This window comes from Amycolatopsis solani (genome assembly GCF_033441515.1).
GTDB classification, from domain to species: Bacteria; Actinomycetota; Actinomycetes; order Mycobacteriales; family Pseudonocardiaceae; genus Amycolatopsis; species Amycolatopsis solani.
In genome coordinates this window covers 266,107-282,605 of the sequence record NZ_JAWQJT010000003.1, presented here as the reverse complement: position 1 = coordinate 282,605, position 16,499 = coordinate 266,107, and the positions used below count along the sequence as shown (strand labels likewise).

Genomic DNA, 16,499 nt, shown 5'->3' with positions numbered 1-16,499 from the left:
CCGTCATGACCGAGGACAAGAAGCTCGTCGAGTACCTGAAGTGGGTCACCGCCGACCTGGCCAAGACGCGCAAGCGCGTCGAGGAGCTCGAAACGGCGGAACCGGAACCCGTGGCGATCGTGTCGATGGCCTGCCGCTACCCGGGCGGGGTCACCTCGCCCGAGGGGCTGTGGGACCTCGTGCTCGACGGCGGCGACGGCATCGGAGCGTTCCCCGAAGACCGGGGCTGGGACCTGGGAGGTCTGTTCGGCGATGAACGAGGACGTTCGTACGTTCGTGAAGGCGGTTTTCTCGACCACGCGGGCCGCTTCGATCCTGGCCTCTTCGGCATCTCCCCGCGCGAGGCGCTGGCCATGGACCCGCAGCAGCGCCACCTCCTCGAGGTCTCCTGGGAGGTGATCGAGCGCGCCGGCCTCGACCCGCTTTCGCTGCGCGGCAGCAAGACGGGCGTGTTCGCCGGCGTGATGTACCACGACTACGGCCAAGGCGCGCAGTTCCCCGAAGAGGCGCTGGGCTTCCTCGGCGTCGGCACCGCGGGCAGCGTGCTGTCCGGCCGCGTCTCCTACACCCTCGGGCTGGAAGGCCCGGCCGTCACCGTCGACACGGCGTGTTCGTCGTCGCTGGTGGCGATGCACTGGGCGGCGCAGGCTCTGCGGGCCGGGGACTGCGAGCTGGCGATCGCCGGCGGCGTCACGATCATGGCCACGCCGGGGTCCTTTGTGGACTTCTCCGCCCAGGGCGGCCTCGCGCGCGACGGGCGGTGCAAGTCCTACGCCGAGTCCGCCGACGGCGTCGGCTGGGCCGAGGGCGTCGGCCTCGTCCTGCTGGAGCGGCTTTCGGACGCGCGCCGCCACGGCCACGAAGTCCTGGCCGTGCTGCGCGGTTCGGCGGTCAACCAGGACGGTGCGTCCAACGGCCTGACCGCCCCCAACGGACCGTCGCAGCAGCGGGTGATCAAGCAGGCCCTCACCGGCGCCGGGCTCACCGTGTCCGATGTGGACGTCGTCGAAGGGCACGGCACCGGCACGCCACTCGGTGACCCGATCGAGGCGCAGAGCCTCCTGGCCACCTACGGCAAGGGCCGCGAGACGCCGTTGCTGCTGGGTTCGGTGAAGTCGAACATCGGGCACACCCAGGCGGCCGCGGGGGTCGCGGGCGTGATCAAGATGGTCCAGGCCATGCGCCACGGCGTGGTGCCGAAGTCGGTGCACCTCGACGAGCCGTCGTCCCATGTGGACTGGACGGCGGGCGCGGTCGAGGTCGTCACCGAGCACACGCCGTGGCCCGACGCCGGCCGCGTCCGCCGGGCGGCCGTGTCGTCGTTCGGGATCAGCGGCACCAACGCGCACGTGATCCTCGAACAGCCGGAACCGGTCGAGCGCCCGCAAACCGAGGCGCGGCCGGGCGTCCGCGCGTTCGTCGTCGCCGGGCGCACCGAAGCCGCGCTCGCCGCGCAGGCCGCTCGCCTGCGCGAGCACCTCGACGCCGGGGATGTTTCCGCCGCCGACCTGGCCTGGTCGCTGGCGAAGTCGCGGGCCGCGCTGGACCACCGGGCGGTCATCGTCGCCGAGGACCCGCGCGACGACCTCGCCGCGCTGGCGGACGGCACCCCGGGCCCGGCGGTGACCACCGGCGTCGCTGACGTCGACGGCCGGGTCGTGTTCGTCTTCCCCGGCCAGGGCGCGCAGTGGGCCGGCATGGGGGCCCGGCTGCTCGACGAGTCGCCGGTGTTCGCCGCCCGCATCGCCGAGTGCGAAGCCGCGCTGTCCCCGTACCTCGACTGGTCGCTGACCGAGGTCCTGCGGGGCGCAGCTCCGCTCGACCGCGTCGACGTCGTGCAGCCCGCGTCGTTCGCCGTGATGGTCGCGCTGGCCGCGCTGTGGCAGGCGCACGGGATCACCCCGGACGCCGTCGTCGGCCACTCCCAGGGCGAGATCGCCGCGGCCTGCGTGTCCGGCGCGCTCGACCTCGCCGACGCCGCCCGGGTCGTCGCCCTGCGCAGCCAGGCCATCGCGCGCCGGCTCGCCGGGGCCGGGACCATGCTGTCGGTGTCGGCGCCCGCCGCCGACGTCGAAGCCCGCCTCGCCCGGTTCGACGGCAAGCTGTCGGTCGCGGTGGCCAACAGCCCGTCGTCCGTCGTCGTCGCCGGCGACCCGGCGGCGGGGGAGGAGTTCCTCGCCGAACTGGCCGAGGCCGGCCTGCGTGCCCGCCGCATCGACGTCGACTACGCCTCGCACTCCGCGCACGTCGAGCTGATCGAGGACGAGCTGGCGACCGCGCTGGCCGGGCTGAAGCCGCGGCAGTCGGACATCCCGTTCTTCTCCACTGTGGACGGCGAGTGGCTCGACACGACCCGGCTGGACGCCGGTTACTGGTACCGGAACCTGCGGCAGCGCGTCCGGTTCGAGGAAGCCATCCGCGAGCTGCTTTCCCTGCAGTACCAGGCGTTCCTGGAGATCAGCTCGCACCCGGTGCTCAACGTCCCGCTGCAGGAGATCGCCGAAGACGCCGGCGCCCGCGCGGTCGTCACCGGCACCCTGCGCCGCACCGATGGCGGCCTCGACCGCTTCCTGACGTCGGTGGCCAAGGCTCACGTCCGCGGCGTCAGCCCGGACTGGGCGAGCTTCCTGGCCGAGGGCGCGAAGGTCGTCCCGCTGCCGACTTATGCTTTCCAGCACGAGAACTACTGGCCCGAGCCCGCCCCGGCGACCACCGCGGACCCCGCGGAAGCCGAGTTCTGGACCGCGGTCGACGACGCCGACTTCACCGCGCTCAGCAGCACCCTCGACGTCGAAGAGGACGCGCTCACCCGCGTGCTGCCCGCGTTGTCCTCGTGGCGCCGCCGCCGCGGCGAACAGTCCGCTGTGGACGGCTGGCGCTACCGCGTCACGTGGAAGCCGTTGCCCGCCGGGACTCCCGCCGCCGGGCGCTGGCTCGCGCTGGTCCCCGAAGGCTTCGACCTCCCCTTCGACGCCGACCGGCTCGTGGTGGCCTCGGACGCCGACCCGGTCGAGGTCCTGCGGGCCGGACTCGGCGAGCACACCGGTGTCGTCTCGTTCCTGGACCTCGACGGGACGACGTTCACCACGACCGCCGCGCTGACCGAGCTGCTGGCCGGGTCCGACCCGGTGCGGCCGCTGTGGGCCGTCACCCGCGGCGCGGTGTCCGTCGGCCGCTCGGACCCGATCGCCGACCCCGCCCGCGCCGCGCTCTGGGGGGCCGGCCGGGTGCTGGCGCTGGAGTACCCGCGGGCCTGGGGTGGCCTGATCGACCTGCCCGAAACCCTCGACGAGCGGGCCGCCACCCGGTTCGCCGCCGCGCTCGGCGGCCCGGAAGACCAGGTCGCCGTCCGCGCGTCCGGGACGTTCGGCCGCCGCCTGGTGCACGCCGCCGCCGGGGGCGCCGCCGAACCCTGGCGTCCGCACGGCACGGTGCTGGTCACCGGCGCCGAAGAGGGCTTCGGTGCGCGCGTCGCCGAGTGGGTCACCGGATGCGGCGCCGACGTCGTGACCGCGGTGCCCGAAGACCGACCGCTGACCGCCGTGCTGCACACCGCCGGGATGACCGGAGCCCCCGACGCGTGGACCACCGCCGTCCAGCTGGACGAAGACCTCGCCGACGCCGACCTCGAAGCGTTCGTGCTGTTCACGTCGGTGAGCGCGGTGTGGGGTGCCGAAGGCCAGCGCGACCGCGCCGCCGTCGACACCGGCCTCGAAGCGCTCGCCCGGCACCGCCGGGACCGCGGCCGCACCGCGACCGCGGTGGCCTGGAGCGCCTGGGCGGACACCGGCGTCGCCGAAGACGAAGAGACGGCCGGGTTCCTGCGCGCCCGCGGGCTTCCGCCGCTGCCGGTCGAGCAGGCGCTGCTCGCGCTCGGCCAGGCCGTCGCCCACGACGACACCGCCGTCGTGCTCGCCGACGTCCGGTGGGACCGGTTCGTCCCGGCACTCACCTCGCGCCGCGACGGCACCCTGCTCGGCGAACTGCCCGAGGTCCGGGCGCTCGCGGACGCGGGTCCGGGCGACGTCACGGCGGCTTCGGGGCTGCTGGCCCGCCTGCGCGAGGCCGACCCGAAGGAGCGGGAAACCCTGCTGCTGGACCTGGTCCGCGCGCAGGTCGCCGGCCTGCTCGGCTACGCGGGCGCGGCCGCGGTCGAACCCCGCCGCCCCTTCAAGGAACTCGGCTTCGACTCGCTGACGTCGGTCGAGCTGCGCAACCGGATCAACGCGGCCACCGGGCTGACTCTGCCGTCCACCCTGGTCTTCGACCACCCGCGCCCGGACGCCGTCGCGCGCCTGCTCGCCGCCGAGTTGCTCGGTGACGAGGACCAGGCCGCCGCGCCCGTCGCGGCCGGTGCGGTCGACGGCGACCCGATCGTCGTGGTCGGCATGAGCTGCCGCTACCCGGGCGGCGTCCGCTCGCCCGAGGACCTGTGGCGGCTGGTCGCCGACGGCACCGACGCGATCACGGAGTTCCCCGGCGACCGCGGCTGGGACCTGCTCGGCCTGCAGGGCGGCGCGTCCTACGTCCACGAGGGCGGGTTCGTCGACGGCGTCGCGGACTTCGACGCCGGCTTCTTCGGCATCTCCCCGCGCGAAGCCCTCGCGATGGACCCGCAGCAGCGCCAGCTCCTGGAAGTGGCGTGGGAGCTGTTCGAACGCGCCGGCGTCGACCCCGAAGCCCTGCGCGGCAGCACCACCGGCGTCTACGTCGGCGGCTCCGGCAACGGCTATTCGCCGCCGCCGGAGCTGGCCGGGCACCTGCTCACCGGCGCCGCCACCAGCGTCCTGTCCGGCCGGATCTCCTACCTGTTCGGCCTGGAGGGCCCGTCCGTCACCGTCGACACCGCGTGCTCGTCGTCGCTGGTCGCGCTGCACATGGCCGCGCGGGCGCTGGCGTCGGGCGAATGCTCGCTGGCCGTGGCCGGCGGGGTCACCGTGATGGCGACCCCGAGCGCGTTCGTCGAGTTCAGCTACCAGGGCGGGCTCGCCCCCGACGGGCGCTGCCGGTCCTTCGCCGAAACCGCGGGCGGCACCGGCTGGGCCGAAGGCACCGGCCTGCTCCTGCTGGAGCGGCTTTCCGACGCGCGCCGCCACGGTCACACGCCGCTGGCCGTGCTGCGGGGCACCGCCGTCAACTCCGACGGCGCGTCCAACGGCCTCACCGCCCCCAACGGCCCGTCGCAGCAACGCGTGATCCGCCAGGCCCTCGCCAACGGCGGACTGTCCACATCGGACGTCGACGCCGTCGAGGCGCACGGCACCGGTACGTCCCTCGGCGACCCGATCGAAGCGCAGGCGCTCCTCGCGACCTACGGCCAGGACCGCGAAGAGCCGCTGCTGCTGGGCTCGATCAAGTCGAACCTCGGGCACGCCCAGTCGGCCGCGGGCGTCGCCGGCGTGATCAAGATGGTCGAGGCCATCCGCCACGGCGTGCTGCCCAGGACGTTGCACCTCGACGAGCCGACGTCCCAAGTGGACTGGACGGCCGGGTCGATCTCGCTGCTGACCGAGGAACGCGCGTGGCCGGAGACCGGCCGGGCCCGCCGCGGCGCCGTGTCGTCGTTCGGCGTCAGCGGCACCAACGCGCACGTGATCCTCGAACAGGCCGAGGACCTCGGGGCAACCGCGGCCACGGTGCGCGGCCCGGTGCCCGTGCTGCTGTCGGCCCGCACTCCGGAGCGCCTCGCCGCACAAGCCGCGCGGATCGCCGACTTCGTTGCCACGCAGGCGGATCTCACCGACGTCGCGGCCGCGCTGGCGACCACCCGCACGCACTTCGACCACCGCGCCGCCGTCGTCGCCGCCGACCGGGACGAGCTGCTCGCCGGGCTGCGCGCGCTCGACGGGCCGACCCTGGCCGGGCCGGAAGGCAAGCTCGCGATCCTGTTCGCCGGGCAGGGCAGCCAGCGCCTCGGCATGGGCCGTGAACTGGCGGCCACCTACCCGGTGTTCGCGGACGCGCTCGACGCCGTCCTCGCGCACCTCGACGTCGAGCTCGACCGCCCGCTGCGCGAAGTCATGTACGGCGACGACGCCGAGCTGCTGAACCAGACGCAATACGCGCAGGCGGCGATCTTCGCGTTCGAAGTCGCGCTGTTCCGGCTGCTGGAGTCGTGGGGGATCACCCCGGACCAGCTGGCCGGGCACTCGGTCGGCGAGATCGCGGCCGCGCACGTCGCCGGGGTGTTCAGCCTGGCCGGAGCGTGCCGCTTGGTCGCCGCGCGCGGGCGGCTCATGCAGGCCCTCCCGCCGGGCGGCGCGATGCTTTCCGTGGTGGCGAGCGAAGAAGAGGTCGTCCCGCTGCTCGGCGACGACGTCGTGGTCGCCGCCGTCAACGGGCCGCGCTCGGTCGTCGTGTCCGGCACCGAAGCCGCCGTGCTCGCGGTGGGGGAGCACTTCGCCAAGACCAAGCGGCTCGCCGTCTCGCACGCCTTCCACTCGCCGCTCATCGAACCCGCGCTGGCCGAGTTCGGCCGCGTGGTGGCCGGGCTGGACCTGGCGGCGCCGTCGATCCCGATCGTCTCGACCGTCGCCGCGGACGCCGACTTCACCGCGCCGGAGTACTGGGTGCGGCAGGCCCGTGAGGCCGTGCGGTTCGCCGACGCCGTCACGACGTTGGCCGAAGCGGGGGTGACGACGTTCCTTGACGCCGGCCCGGACGGTGTCGCCGCCGCGATGGCGGCCGAAAGCCTCACTGGCGGCGAGGTCGTCGCCGGCCTGACCGCCGAACCGCGCTCGCTCGTCACCGCGCTCACCCGCCTGCACCAGAACCGCGTCCCGGTCGACTGGGCGAAGTTCTTCGGCGGCGGCCGCCCGGTCGCGCTGCCGACGTACCCCTTCGCCCCGGACCGCTACTGGCCCGAGGGCTTCCACGGCGCGAACGGCGACCTGCGGCTGTCCGGCCTGCACTCCGCCGAGCACCCGCTGCTCGGCGCCGGCGTCGCGCTGCCGGAGTCGGGCGGGTTCCTGTTCACCGGCGCGCTTTCGCCGCAGCTGCAGCCGTGGCTGGCCGACCACACCGTGGACGGCGTGATCGTGTTCCCCGAGGCGGGGTTCGTCGAACTGGCCGTGCGCGCGGGCGACGAGGTCGGCTGCGACCTCGTCGAGGAACTGACCGTCGAGGTCCCGCTGACGCTGCCGCCGGTCGGCGGCGTGCACGCGCAGGTCGTCGTCGGCGCGGAAAACCCCGCGGGCACCCGAGATCTGACCATCTGGACGCGGCCCGAAGGCGCGGGGGAGCAGCCGTGGACGCGGACCGCGGCCGGCCGGCTCGCCCCCGGCTCGCCCGAACCCGCGGTGGACCCGGCCTGGCCGCCCGCGGCCGTGGAGCTCGAGCTCGACGGCTTCTACGAGGACCTCGCCGGGATCGGCGCGGCCTTCCGCGGCCTGCGGTCGGCGTGGCGCTCGGGTGACGAGGTCTTCGCGGAGGTGGCCCTGCCGGCTTCGCGCCAGGACGACGCGGCCGCGTTCGGCCTGCACCCGGCCCTGCTCGACGCGGCTCTGCAGGCCGTGACCCTGCTGGACACCCCGCTCCGCCCGGCCACGGGCTGGACGCGGTTCGCGCTGCACGCGAGTGGCGCGGCGGCCGCGCGGGTGCACCTCCGCCGTGACGGCGACGCCATCGCCCTCACCCTGACCGACCCCGGCGGCACGCTGATCGTGTCCGCGGAAGCCGTGTCGTTCGGGGAAGCCGCCACGCCGCGGCAGCAGGGGCACGACTCGCTGTTCCACCTCGAGTGGACGCCCTCGCCGGAAGTTTCGCCGACGGGCAAGCGGCTCGTCGTGCTCGGCGAGGACGCGACCGACCTGGCCGCCCTGGTGGCCGCGGCGAAGGACGACGGCGTGGCCGTCGTGCCGGTGGACACCAGCGGCGACCCGGTCACCGCGACCCACCGCGCGACCGCGCTGGTGCTGGACCAGCTGCAGTTCTTCCTCGCCGCCGACGACGTCCCGGTGGTGTTCCGGACCGGTGACGGCCCGGCGGCCGCCGCGGTGCGGGGCCTGGTCCGCGCGGCGCAGTCGGAGAACCCGGGCCGGTTCCTGCTGGTCGAAGGCGACGCCGCCCGTGCCGCCGTCGACTCCGGCGAACCGGAGATCTCGGTGCGCGACGGCGTCCCGCACCGTGCCCGGCTGGTCCGGGCGCCCGCGGGGGACCGCCCGGAGCCCGGCTTCGGCGACCCGGACGGCACGGTCCTCGTCACCGGCGGCACCGGCGGGCTCGGCCGGCTGCTGGCCCGGCACCTGGTGACCCACCACGGCGTCCGGCACCTGCTGCTGGCCGGACGGCGGGGCCTCGGCTCCGCGGGGGCCGCGGAGCTGGTGAACGAGCTGAAGGGCCTGGGCGCGGACGTGCGGGTCGCGGCGTGCGACACCGCCGACCGCGAAGACGTCGCCGACCTGCTCTCGGGCGTCCCGGAAGGCCACCCGCTGACGGCGGTGGTGCACGCGGCCGGCGTCCTCGACGACGGCGTCGTGGGGTCGCTCACGCGAGCGCGGCTGAAGAAGGTGCTGCGCCCCAAGGTGGACGGCGCCTGGCACCTGCACGAGCTGACCCGCGGGCTCGACCTGGCGGCGTTCGTCCTGTACTCGTCGGCGAGCGGCCTGCTCGGCGGCGTCGGCCAGGGCAACTACGCGGCGGCGAACTCGTTCCTCGACGCGCTGGCCGCCCAGCGGCGGGCGGAGGGGCTGCCGGCGGTGTCGCTCGCGTGGGGCCCGTGGGCGCAGGAGGACGGCATGGCGGGCACGCTCGCCGACGTCGACGCCCAGCGCCTGGCGAAGTCCGGCCTGCGCCGGTTCACCCCGGAGGAGGGCCTGGCGCTGTTCGACACGGCGCTCGGTTCGCCGGCCGCGATGGTCGTCCCGGTGGGCCTGGACCTGACGGTGCTGCGCGGCCACATCGTCCCGCCGGTGCTCGGCGACCTGGTCCCGAAGACCCGCCGCACGGCCCGCATCGACGCCGACGGCGTCCGGTCGTTCGTCCCGCGGCTGGGCGAGCTGGCCCCGGACGCCCAGGACCGCGAGCTGCTGGGCCTGGTCCGCGAACTGGCGGCGAGCGTCCTGGGCCACGGCTCCCCGGCGGCGATCGACCCGGACACCGGCTTCACGGAGATCGGCTTCGACTCGCTGACGGTCGTGGAACTGCGCAACCGCCTGGGGTACGCGACGGGCTTGACGCTGCCGGCGACGGTGCTGTTCGACTTCCCGAACCCGCGGGTGCTCAGCGCGCACCTGCTTTCGCTGCTGAGCCCGGAGCCGGTGGACCCGTCGGCGCAGGTGCTGTCGTCGCTGAGCAGCTTCGAAGCTCTCGCCGCGGATCCCGCCCTGGCCCCCGAAACCGTCGGCTTCCTGACGACCCGCCTGCGTTCCCTGCTGGACCGCCTCGGCGGCGAGAGCGAGTTCCTGGAGTCCCTGGACTCGGCCGACGACGGCGAGCTGTTCCGCCTGATCGACTCGGAGCTCGGCGCCGACTGACCCGCTCGGTGCAAGGTGGTCGTGAGTGTTTAGTCGGGTTCTAACCCGACTAAACACTCACGACCACCCGGCGCACGAAAACCGGGCCGGGGGAAGTCCCCGGCCCGGTCGGTGCAGTGAGATCAGGCGGCGACCGCCTGGAAGGTGCGCGAGTTCCACCGCACCGCCAGTGCGGTCAGCCCGATGATCACCACCGCGCCCGCCACCGTCGGCAGCACCGGCAGCGTCTCCCGGAAGCTCGCCCGGCTGATGTCCACCACGTACGCCAGCGGGTTGAACCGCGACAGCACGTACAGCCACATCGGGGCCCGGTCCGGGGTGATCGGCAGCAGGATGCCCGACAGCAGCGTCAGCGGCAGGATCACGATGTTCACGATCGACGAGAACGTGTCCTCGTTGCGCAGCTTCAGCACGATCGCGTTGGCGCAGCACGCGATCGACAGCGCCGTCAGCGCCGTGATCACCAGGACCAGGGCCACGCCCACCACGCTCAGCGCCACGCCGAACACCAGGCTCGCCAGCAGCAGGATGATCACGCCCTGCATCAGCGACAGCGTCACCGACGGCAAGGCCTGGCCGAGGCTCAGGGCCGTGCGGCTCACCGGCGTCACCCGCAGCCGGTCGACCGCGCCGGAGCGGATGCCCGACATCAGGACGAACCCGCAGTAGACGCCGTTGGTCGCCGCGATCTGGATGATCAGCGCCGGCGTCAGGTCCACCCAGGACGTCTGGGCCGCGACGCCGGGGGTCTTGCTGACCAGCACGGCCAGCAGCGGCCCGCACAGCACCAGGTACAGCACCGGCTGGATCATGCCCAGCACCAGGTACGGCTTGTTGCGCAGCAGCACTGCCAGCTCACTGCGGTAGACCAGGAGCGCTTCACGCAGCATCGGTGACCTCCTTGACGGGCTCGCGCAGGCCCCGGCCGGTCAGGGCGAAGAACACGTCGTCGAGCGTCGGGCGCTGCACGCGCAACGCCACCAGCGTGATGTCCTGCTGGTCCAGCGCCCGCACCAGCGGCGACAGCACCTCTTCGCTTTGCGCGACCTGGAACCGCAACGTCGCGTCGTCGCGGCGCAGGCCGCGGATCCCGGGCAGCCCGGCCACCAGCAGTTCGGCGTGGTCCGCGCGTTCCGGCGGCACCGTCACCTCGACGCCGTCGCCGAGCAGCCGGGACTTCAGCGCCTCCGGGGTGTCCTCGGCGACGATCACGCCGTCGTCGATCACCTGGATCCGGTCGGCCAGCGCGTCGGCTTCGTCGAGGTAGTGCGTCGAGAGGAACACGGTCACGCCCTGTTCGTCGCGCAGCCGCCGGATGTGGCCCCACAGGTGGGCGCGGCTCTGCGGGTCGAGGCCGGTGGTCGGCTCGTCGAGGAACAGCACCACCGGCAGGTGCACCATGCCCAGCGCCAGGTCGAGCCGCCGCCGCTGGCCGCCCGACATCGCCGACGTCAGCCGGTCTTCCAGGCCGGTCAGGCCCAGCTGGCCCGAGATCTCGCGGACGCGCTCGGCGGCGTCGGTCTTGTTGAGCCCGTAGAGGCGGGCCTGCAGCATGAGCTCTTCGCGGACCTTGCGCTCGTCGACCGTGCCGCCGCCCTGGGCGACGTAGCCGATGTGCCGCCGCACGCGTTTCTGCTCGGTGAGCAGGTCGGCGCCGGCGATCCGGGCGTGGCCGGCGGTCGGGCGCAGCAACGTCGTGAGCATCCGCATGGTCGTGGTCTTGCCCGCCCCGTTCGGGCCGAGGAACGCGACGATCTCGCCGGCCTCGACCCGCAGGTCGACGCCGCGGACCGCGGCGACCTCCCGGCCGTCGGCGGTGAAGGTGCGGGCCAGGCCCGCGGCCTCGATCACCGGGCCGGCTCGGTCGCGGCCGGCGTCCCGGCGGCGAGCGCGAGCAGCGCGTCGGCGGCACCGTCCCGGCCGCGGCCCGGCTCGTGCTGCAGCCGGGCCATTTCCCGGGCCCGCGAGGTGAACGACGGGTTCTCCAGCACTTCGGTCAGCTTCGCGGTGACGTCGTCGGCGTCGATGCCGTGCGAGGACTCGACGACCAGGCCGACGCCGGTGTCCCGCGCGCGGACGGCCTGGTCGTAGCCGTCGACGAACAGCGGCCGCAGCAGCAGCGGCTTGCCGAAGTAGAGGCTCTCGATGTAGCCGTTGCCGCCGCCGTGGGTGAAGTGCGCCCGCACGTGCGGGTGGGCGAGGACGTCCAGCTGCGAGGGCAGCCACTTCTCGGCCCGCAGGTTCGACGGCAGCTCGTCGGACGGCGGCAGCAGGTGCCACGACTGGGCCGGCAGCCGCCAGAGCACGGCGTGCTTGCCTTCGAGCCGCCGCGCGACCTCGACCAGGCCCTTGATCTCGGCTTCGCTCATCCGCACGACCGTGCCGAACCCGATGTAGACCACCGACTCGTGCCGGTCGAGCCAGCCCTTGACGTCCTGCTCGTCCGGCAGTTCCGGCAGCGGCGGCACGATCGCGCCGAGCATGCGGAAGTGCGCCGGGATGTCCACCGGGTACTCCAGCTCGGCGAGGGAGTAGACCAGCACGAGCGCGGCTTCGTCGATCCGGGACGTGTACTTCGCGGCGAGCCGCGAGACGCCGAGCTCCTTGTTGGACTTCACGTACTCGACGACCCGCTTGCGCAGCAGGGAATCGGTGAAGTACAGCGCCTTGCGGCGGAACCCGAACCACGCGTTCGCCAGGCGCTGCCCGGCCGTCATCTCCAGCGGCAGCCCGGAGTGCGGGACGGGGAAGCCCGGCGGCAGCTTCGTCAGGTGGTTGCTCACCGAGAACGGCACGCTCACCACGTGCGGGATCCGCTGCGTGACGGCGAGTTCGAACCCGGCGTGCAGCAGCGAGTCGATCATCATGGCGGCCGGCTCGACCTCGCGCACGATCTCGGTGAGCGCGCGGTAGGCCTGGTCGCGGAAGCGGGTGTCGAAGGTGTGCCGCATCAGCGCTTTGTGCGCCTTCCAGCGGGACTTCTGGGTGACCGCGTGGTAGGTCTCGTCGTCCCACTCCCCGGAGGAGAGTTCGGGGACGGGCGCACCGAGCGACCGGAACTCGACGCGGCTGCCGCTGCCGTCGGCCCCGATGGCCTCGACCTCTTCGCGGCGGTTGTCGAAGGTGGCGAAGTACAGGTCGGGAACCCCTCGCCGGGAGAGTTCCGCCGCCAGCACGAGCAGGGAGTTGACCAGCCCGCTGTCGGGTGAGCTGACGAACAGGATCGGACGCCGTTCTCGGCTCATGGAGAAGCACCTTTCCTCGGCGGGAGCACACGGCCGCCGCGACCGTAACAACGCCGTTTCCGTGAATCACCTACATTCCGCGACGGGTCCGGGCCGCCGCCGGTGCGAAGACTAAGGGTTTGCGGGCGCCGGACGCGGTTGACTCCACGGAACCCGGACCCGCGGTGGCGCGAGTCCCGGCCGGACGACACCGAGAGGCGAGGATGGCCAGCGAGAGCCAGCTGCGTGACTACCTCAAGCGCGTCACCGCCGACCTGCACCGGTCGCGTCAGCGCGTGCGGGAGATGGAAGCCGCCGCCGTGGAGCCGGTCGCGGTCGTCGGGATCGGGTGCCGGTTCCCCGGTGGGGTCACGACGCCGGAACAGCTGTGGGACCTGGTCGACGCCGGCACCGACGCGATCGGGCCGCTGCCGGCCGACCGCGGGTGGTCCGCGCTGCTGGCCGGGGTGGACCGCAGCACGATCAGCCTGGGCGACGTCGACGCGTGGCGCGGTGGCTTCGTCGAGGCGGCGGACCGGTTCGACGCCGGGTTCTTCCGCGTTTCGCCGCGCGAGGCGCTCGCCATGGACCCGCAGCAGCGGCTCCTGCTCGAAGTCACCTGGGAGGCCCTCGAACGCGCCCGGATCGTGCCCGCGAGCCTGCGCGGCAGCCGCACCGGCGTGTTCGTCGGCACCAACGGCCAGAGCTACGGCAAGCTCCTGGCGGCGTCCGGCGAGACCGTCGAAGGCCACGCCGGCACCGGCACCACCGCGGCCGTGCTCTCCGGCCGCCTCGCCTACTCCTTCGGCTTCGAAGGGCCCTCGGCCACCGTCGACACCGCGTGTTCGTCCTCTTTGGTCGCCGCGCACTGGGCGACGCAGGCGCTGCGCTCGGGCGAGTGCTCCCTCGCGCTCGCCGGCGGCGTCACGGTCATGGCGACCCCCGAGGCGTTCGCCGAGTTCAGCAAGCAGGGCGGCCTCGCGCCGGACGGGCGCTGCAAGGCGTTCGCCGACGGCGCGGACGGCGTTGGCTGGGCCGAAGGCGCCGGGATCCTCGTCCTGGAAAGGCTTTCCGACGCGCGGCGCCACGGCCACCCCGTCCTCGCCGTGCTGCGCGGCACCGCCGTGAACTCCGACGGCGCCAGCAGCGGCCTGACCGTCCCCAATGGACCGTCGCAGCAGCGCGTGATCCAGGCCGCGCTCGCCGCGTCCGGGCTGTCCACTTCGGACGTCGACGTCGTCGAAGCGCACGGCACCGGCACCCGGCTCGGTGACCCGATCGAAGCGCAGGCCCTGCTGGCCACCTACGGCCGCGACCGCGAGCACGACCTGCTGATCGGCTCGGTCAAGTCGAACTTCGGGCACACCCAGGCCGCCGCCGGGGTCGCCGGGATCATCAAGGCCGTCCTGGCCATCCGCCACGGCGAGGTGCCGCGCACGCTGCACGCCGACCGGCTTTCGTCCGAAGTGGACTGGAGTGCCGGCTCGGTCCGCCCGGTCACCGAGCCGGAGCCGTGGCCGGAGACCGGCCGCCCGCGCCGCGCCGCCGTGTCGTCCTTCGGGGTCAGCGGCACCAACGCGCACACGATCATCGAACAGGCTCCGGCGCCCGAGCCGGCCGATCGCGGCCCGCGGCCCGCCGGGCCGGTGCCGTGGTTCGTCTCGGCCCGCTCGGAACCCGCGCTGCGTGCCCAGGCCGAAGCCCTGCTCGACGCCACCACCGATGCCGCCGACGCGGCCGACGTCGCCTTGTCGACCGCGGTCACCCGCACGGCTTTCGAGCACCGCCTCGCCGTCACCGGGCCGGACACCGCGGCCCTGCGCGCCGGCCTGCGCTCCTGGCACGAGCAGGGGGCCGCCGCGAACGTGACCACCGGGACCGCGTCCCGCGGCGAGACGGCGTTCCTCTTCTCCGGCCAAGGCGCGCAGCGGACCGGGATGGGCACCCGGCTCGCCGAGGTGTACCCGGTCTTCGCCGAGACGTTCGCCGAGCTCTCGGACCGCCTCGGCGTGGTCACCGACGACCGTCTCGATCGGACGGAGCACGCGCAGCCCGCGCTGTTCGCCTACCAGGTCGCGCTGTTCCGGCTCCTGGAGTCGTGGGGGGTGCGCCCGGCGTTCCTGGCCGGGCACTCGGTCGGGGAGATCGCGGCCGCGCACGTCGCCGGGGTGCTGTCGCTCGACGACGCCTGCACGCTCGTCTCCGCTCGCGCGAAGCTCATGGGCGCGCTGCCCGAGGGTGGCGCGATGATCTCGGTGCGCGCGTCCGAAGTGGACGTCCGCGGCGAAGACGTCGACATCGCCGCCGTGAACGGCCCGGAGTCGGTGGTCCTTTCCGGACCCGAGGACGCCGTCACCGCCGTCGCGGCGCGGTTCCCGGGGGCCCGGCGGCTCAAGGTGTCCCACGCGTTCCACTCCCGCCTGATGGACCCGATGCTGGCCGATTTCCGGGCGGTGGTCACGGAGCTGTCCTTCGCCCAGCCGGAAATCCCGCTGGTCGCGGGCGGGGACGTCACCGACCCGGAGTACTGGGTCCGGCAGGTCCGCGAGACCGTCCGGTTCGGCGACGCGGTCACCCGGCTCACCGGGTCCGGCGTGACGCGGTTCGCCGAACTGGGCCCGTCGGCCGTCCTTTCCGGACTCGTCACCGGCGGGATTCCCCTCGCCCGCAAGGACCAGGCCGAGGACACCGCGCTGATCGCCGGGCTGGCCGCGCTGCACGTCGCGGGCGGCACCGCCGACTGGGCGGCCGTGCACGCCGGAGCCCGGCCGGTCGACCTGCCCACCTACGCCTTCCAGCGCGAGCGCTACTGGCCGACGCTCACCCCGCGCACCGGCGACGCGGCCGGGCTCGGCCTCACCCCGGTGCGGCACCCGCTGCTCGGCGCGGCCCTCGACGTCGCCGCGACCACCGAAACCGTGCTCACCGGCACCGTTTCCCCGGCCACCCAGCCGTGGCTGGCCGGCCGGACCTCGTTCCCCGGCACGGGATTCCTCGAACTCGCCCTGCGCGCGGCCCGCAACCTCGGCTGCCCGGAGATCGCCGAGTTCACCCTCACGACGCCGCTCGCCCTGGCCCCGAAGGACGTCGTCGTGCTGCAGGTGCGCGTCGGCCCGCCCGGCCCCGACGGCCGCCGCCCAGTCGACGTGCACTCCGCACTTTCACGTGAAAGTGCGCACCAGGGCGCCGCACTTTCACGTGAAAGTGCGACGGAAGGCTCGGGCTGGACGCACCACGCCACTGGCGTGCTGGCTGCGGCGGCTGGGGCGGAATCTGCCGTGCTGGTCGAAGGCGCGTACCTCAGCGACGTGACCCTCGACGGTGACCCGGGCGCGTTCGACATTCACCCCCTCCTGCTTGCCGAAGCCGTCCGAGCCTGCGGTGCGGAACCGGTGGCCTGGCGCGGGGTTTCGCTGCACGCGCGGGGACTGACCCAGCTGCGGCTGCGCGTCGCCCCGCTCGGGGACACCACGGTCAGCCTCGCGCTGCTCGACTCCGCGGACCGCCCGGTGTTCCTCGCCGCCGAGATCGAGTTCGGCGGCGCCGTCACCGAAATCGAGGCGACGCCGGCGACGCCGGTGCGCGTCCCGGCGAGCCCGGTGGCCGGCGACTGGGCCGCGCTCGGCGAGGCCGACCGCGTCCGCGCGGCCGAAGATCTCGTCCGGACCACCGTCGCGGCCGTGCTCGGCCACGGCGACACCGGCGCGGTCGGCACCGGCGACCCGTTCACCGACCTCGGCTTCGACTCGATGATGGCGGTCGAGCTGCGCAACCGGCTCACCGCTGCCACCGCCCTCGAACT

Annotated in this window: 4 protein-coding genes and 1 pseudogene (1 of these 5 running past the window's edge); 2 read left to right on the top strand and 3 right to left on the bottom strand. The window is 74.0% G+C overall.

Translation table 11 applies throughout. The features are described from left to right. The first annotated feature begins 5 nt into the window (after positions 1-5). Positions 6-9,473: an SDR family NAD(P)-dependent oxidoreductase gene (locus SD460_RS34080; protein WP_318307280.1), complete on the top strand. Its 9,468-nt coding sequence runs from the start codon at positions 6-8 to the stop codon at positions 9,471-9,473. A gap of 122 nt (positions 9,474-9,595) precedes the next feature. Here the strand turns inward: SD460_RS34080 and SD460_RS34075 are convergent, their stop codons facing one another. From SD460_RS34075 to SD460_RS34065, 3 genes are read right to left on the bottom strand one after another with little or no spacing between them, the layout of a single operon-like run. After that, entirely contained in the window at positions 9,596-10,363 is a 768-nt protein-coding gene (locus SD460_RS34075) for an ABC transporter permease (protein WP_290061709.1), read from the bottom strand. Next, positions 10,353-11,324 (bottom strand): ATP-binding cassette domain-containing protein, encoded by a 972-nt coding sequence (locus SD460_RS34070; RefSeq protein WP_290061713.1) that lies wholly within the window; start codon positions 11,322-11,324, stop codon positions 10,353-10,355. The genes SD460_RS34075 and SD460_RS34070 overlap by 11 nt, the downstream gene beginning before the upstream one ends. Next, the gene (locus SD460_RS34065; RefSeq protein WP_318307279.1) at positions 11,321-12,718 is read right to left on the bottom strand and encodes a glycosyltransferase; all 1,398 of its coding nucleotides are present in this window, start codon (positions 12,716-12,718) and stop codon (positions 11,321-11,323) included. The genes SD460_RS34070 and SD460_RS34065 overlap by 4 nt, the downstream gene beginning before the upstream one ends. A gap of 212 nt (positions 12,719-12,930) precedes the next feature. Here SD460_RS34065 and SD460_RS34060 point away from each other — a divergent pair. Further along, a pseudogene (locus SD460_RS34060) lies at positions 12,931-16,499 on the top strand (type I polyketide synthase) (its annotated part continues 4,744 nt past the right edge of the window); the annotation flags it as partial.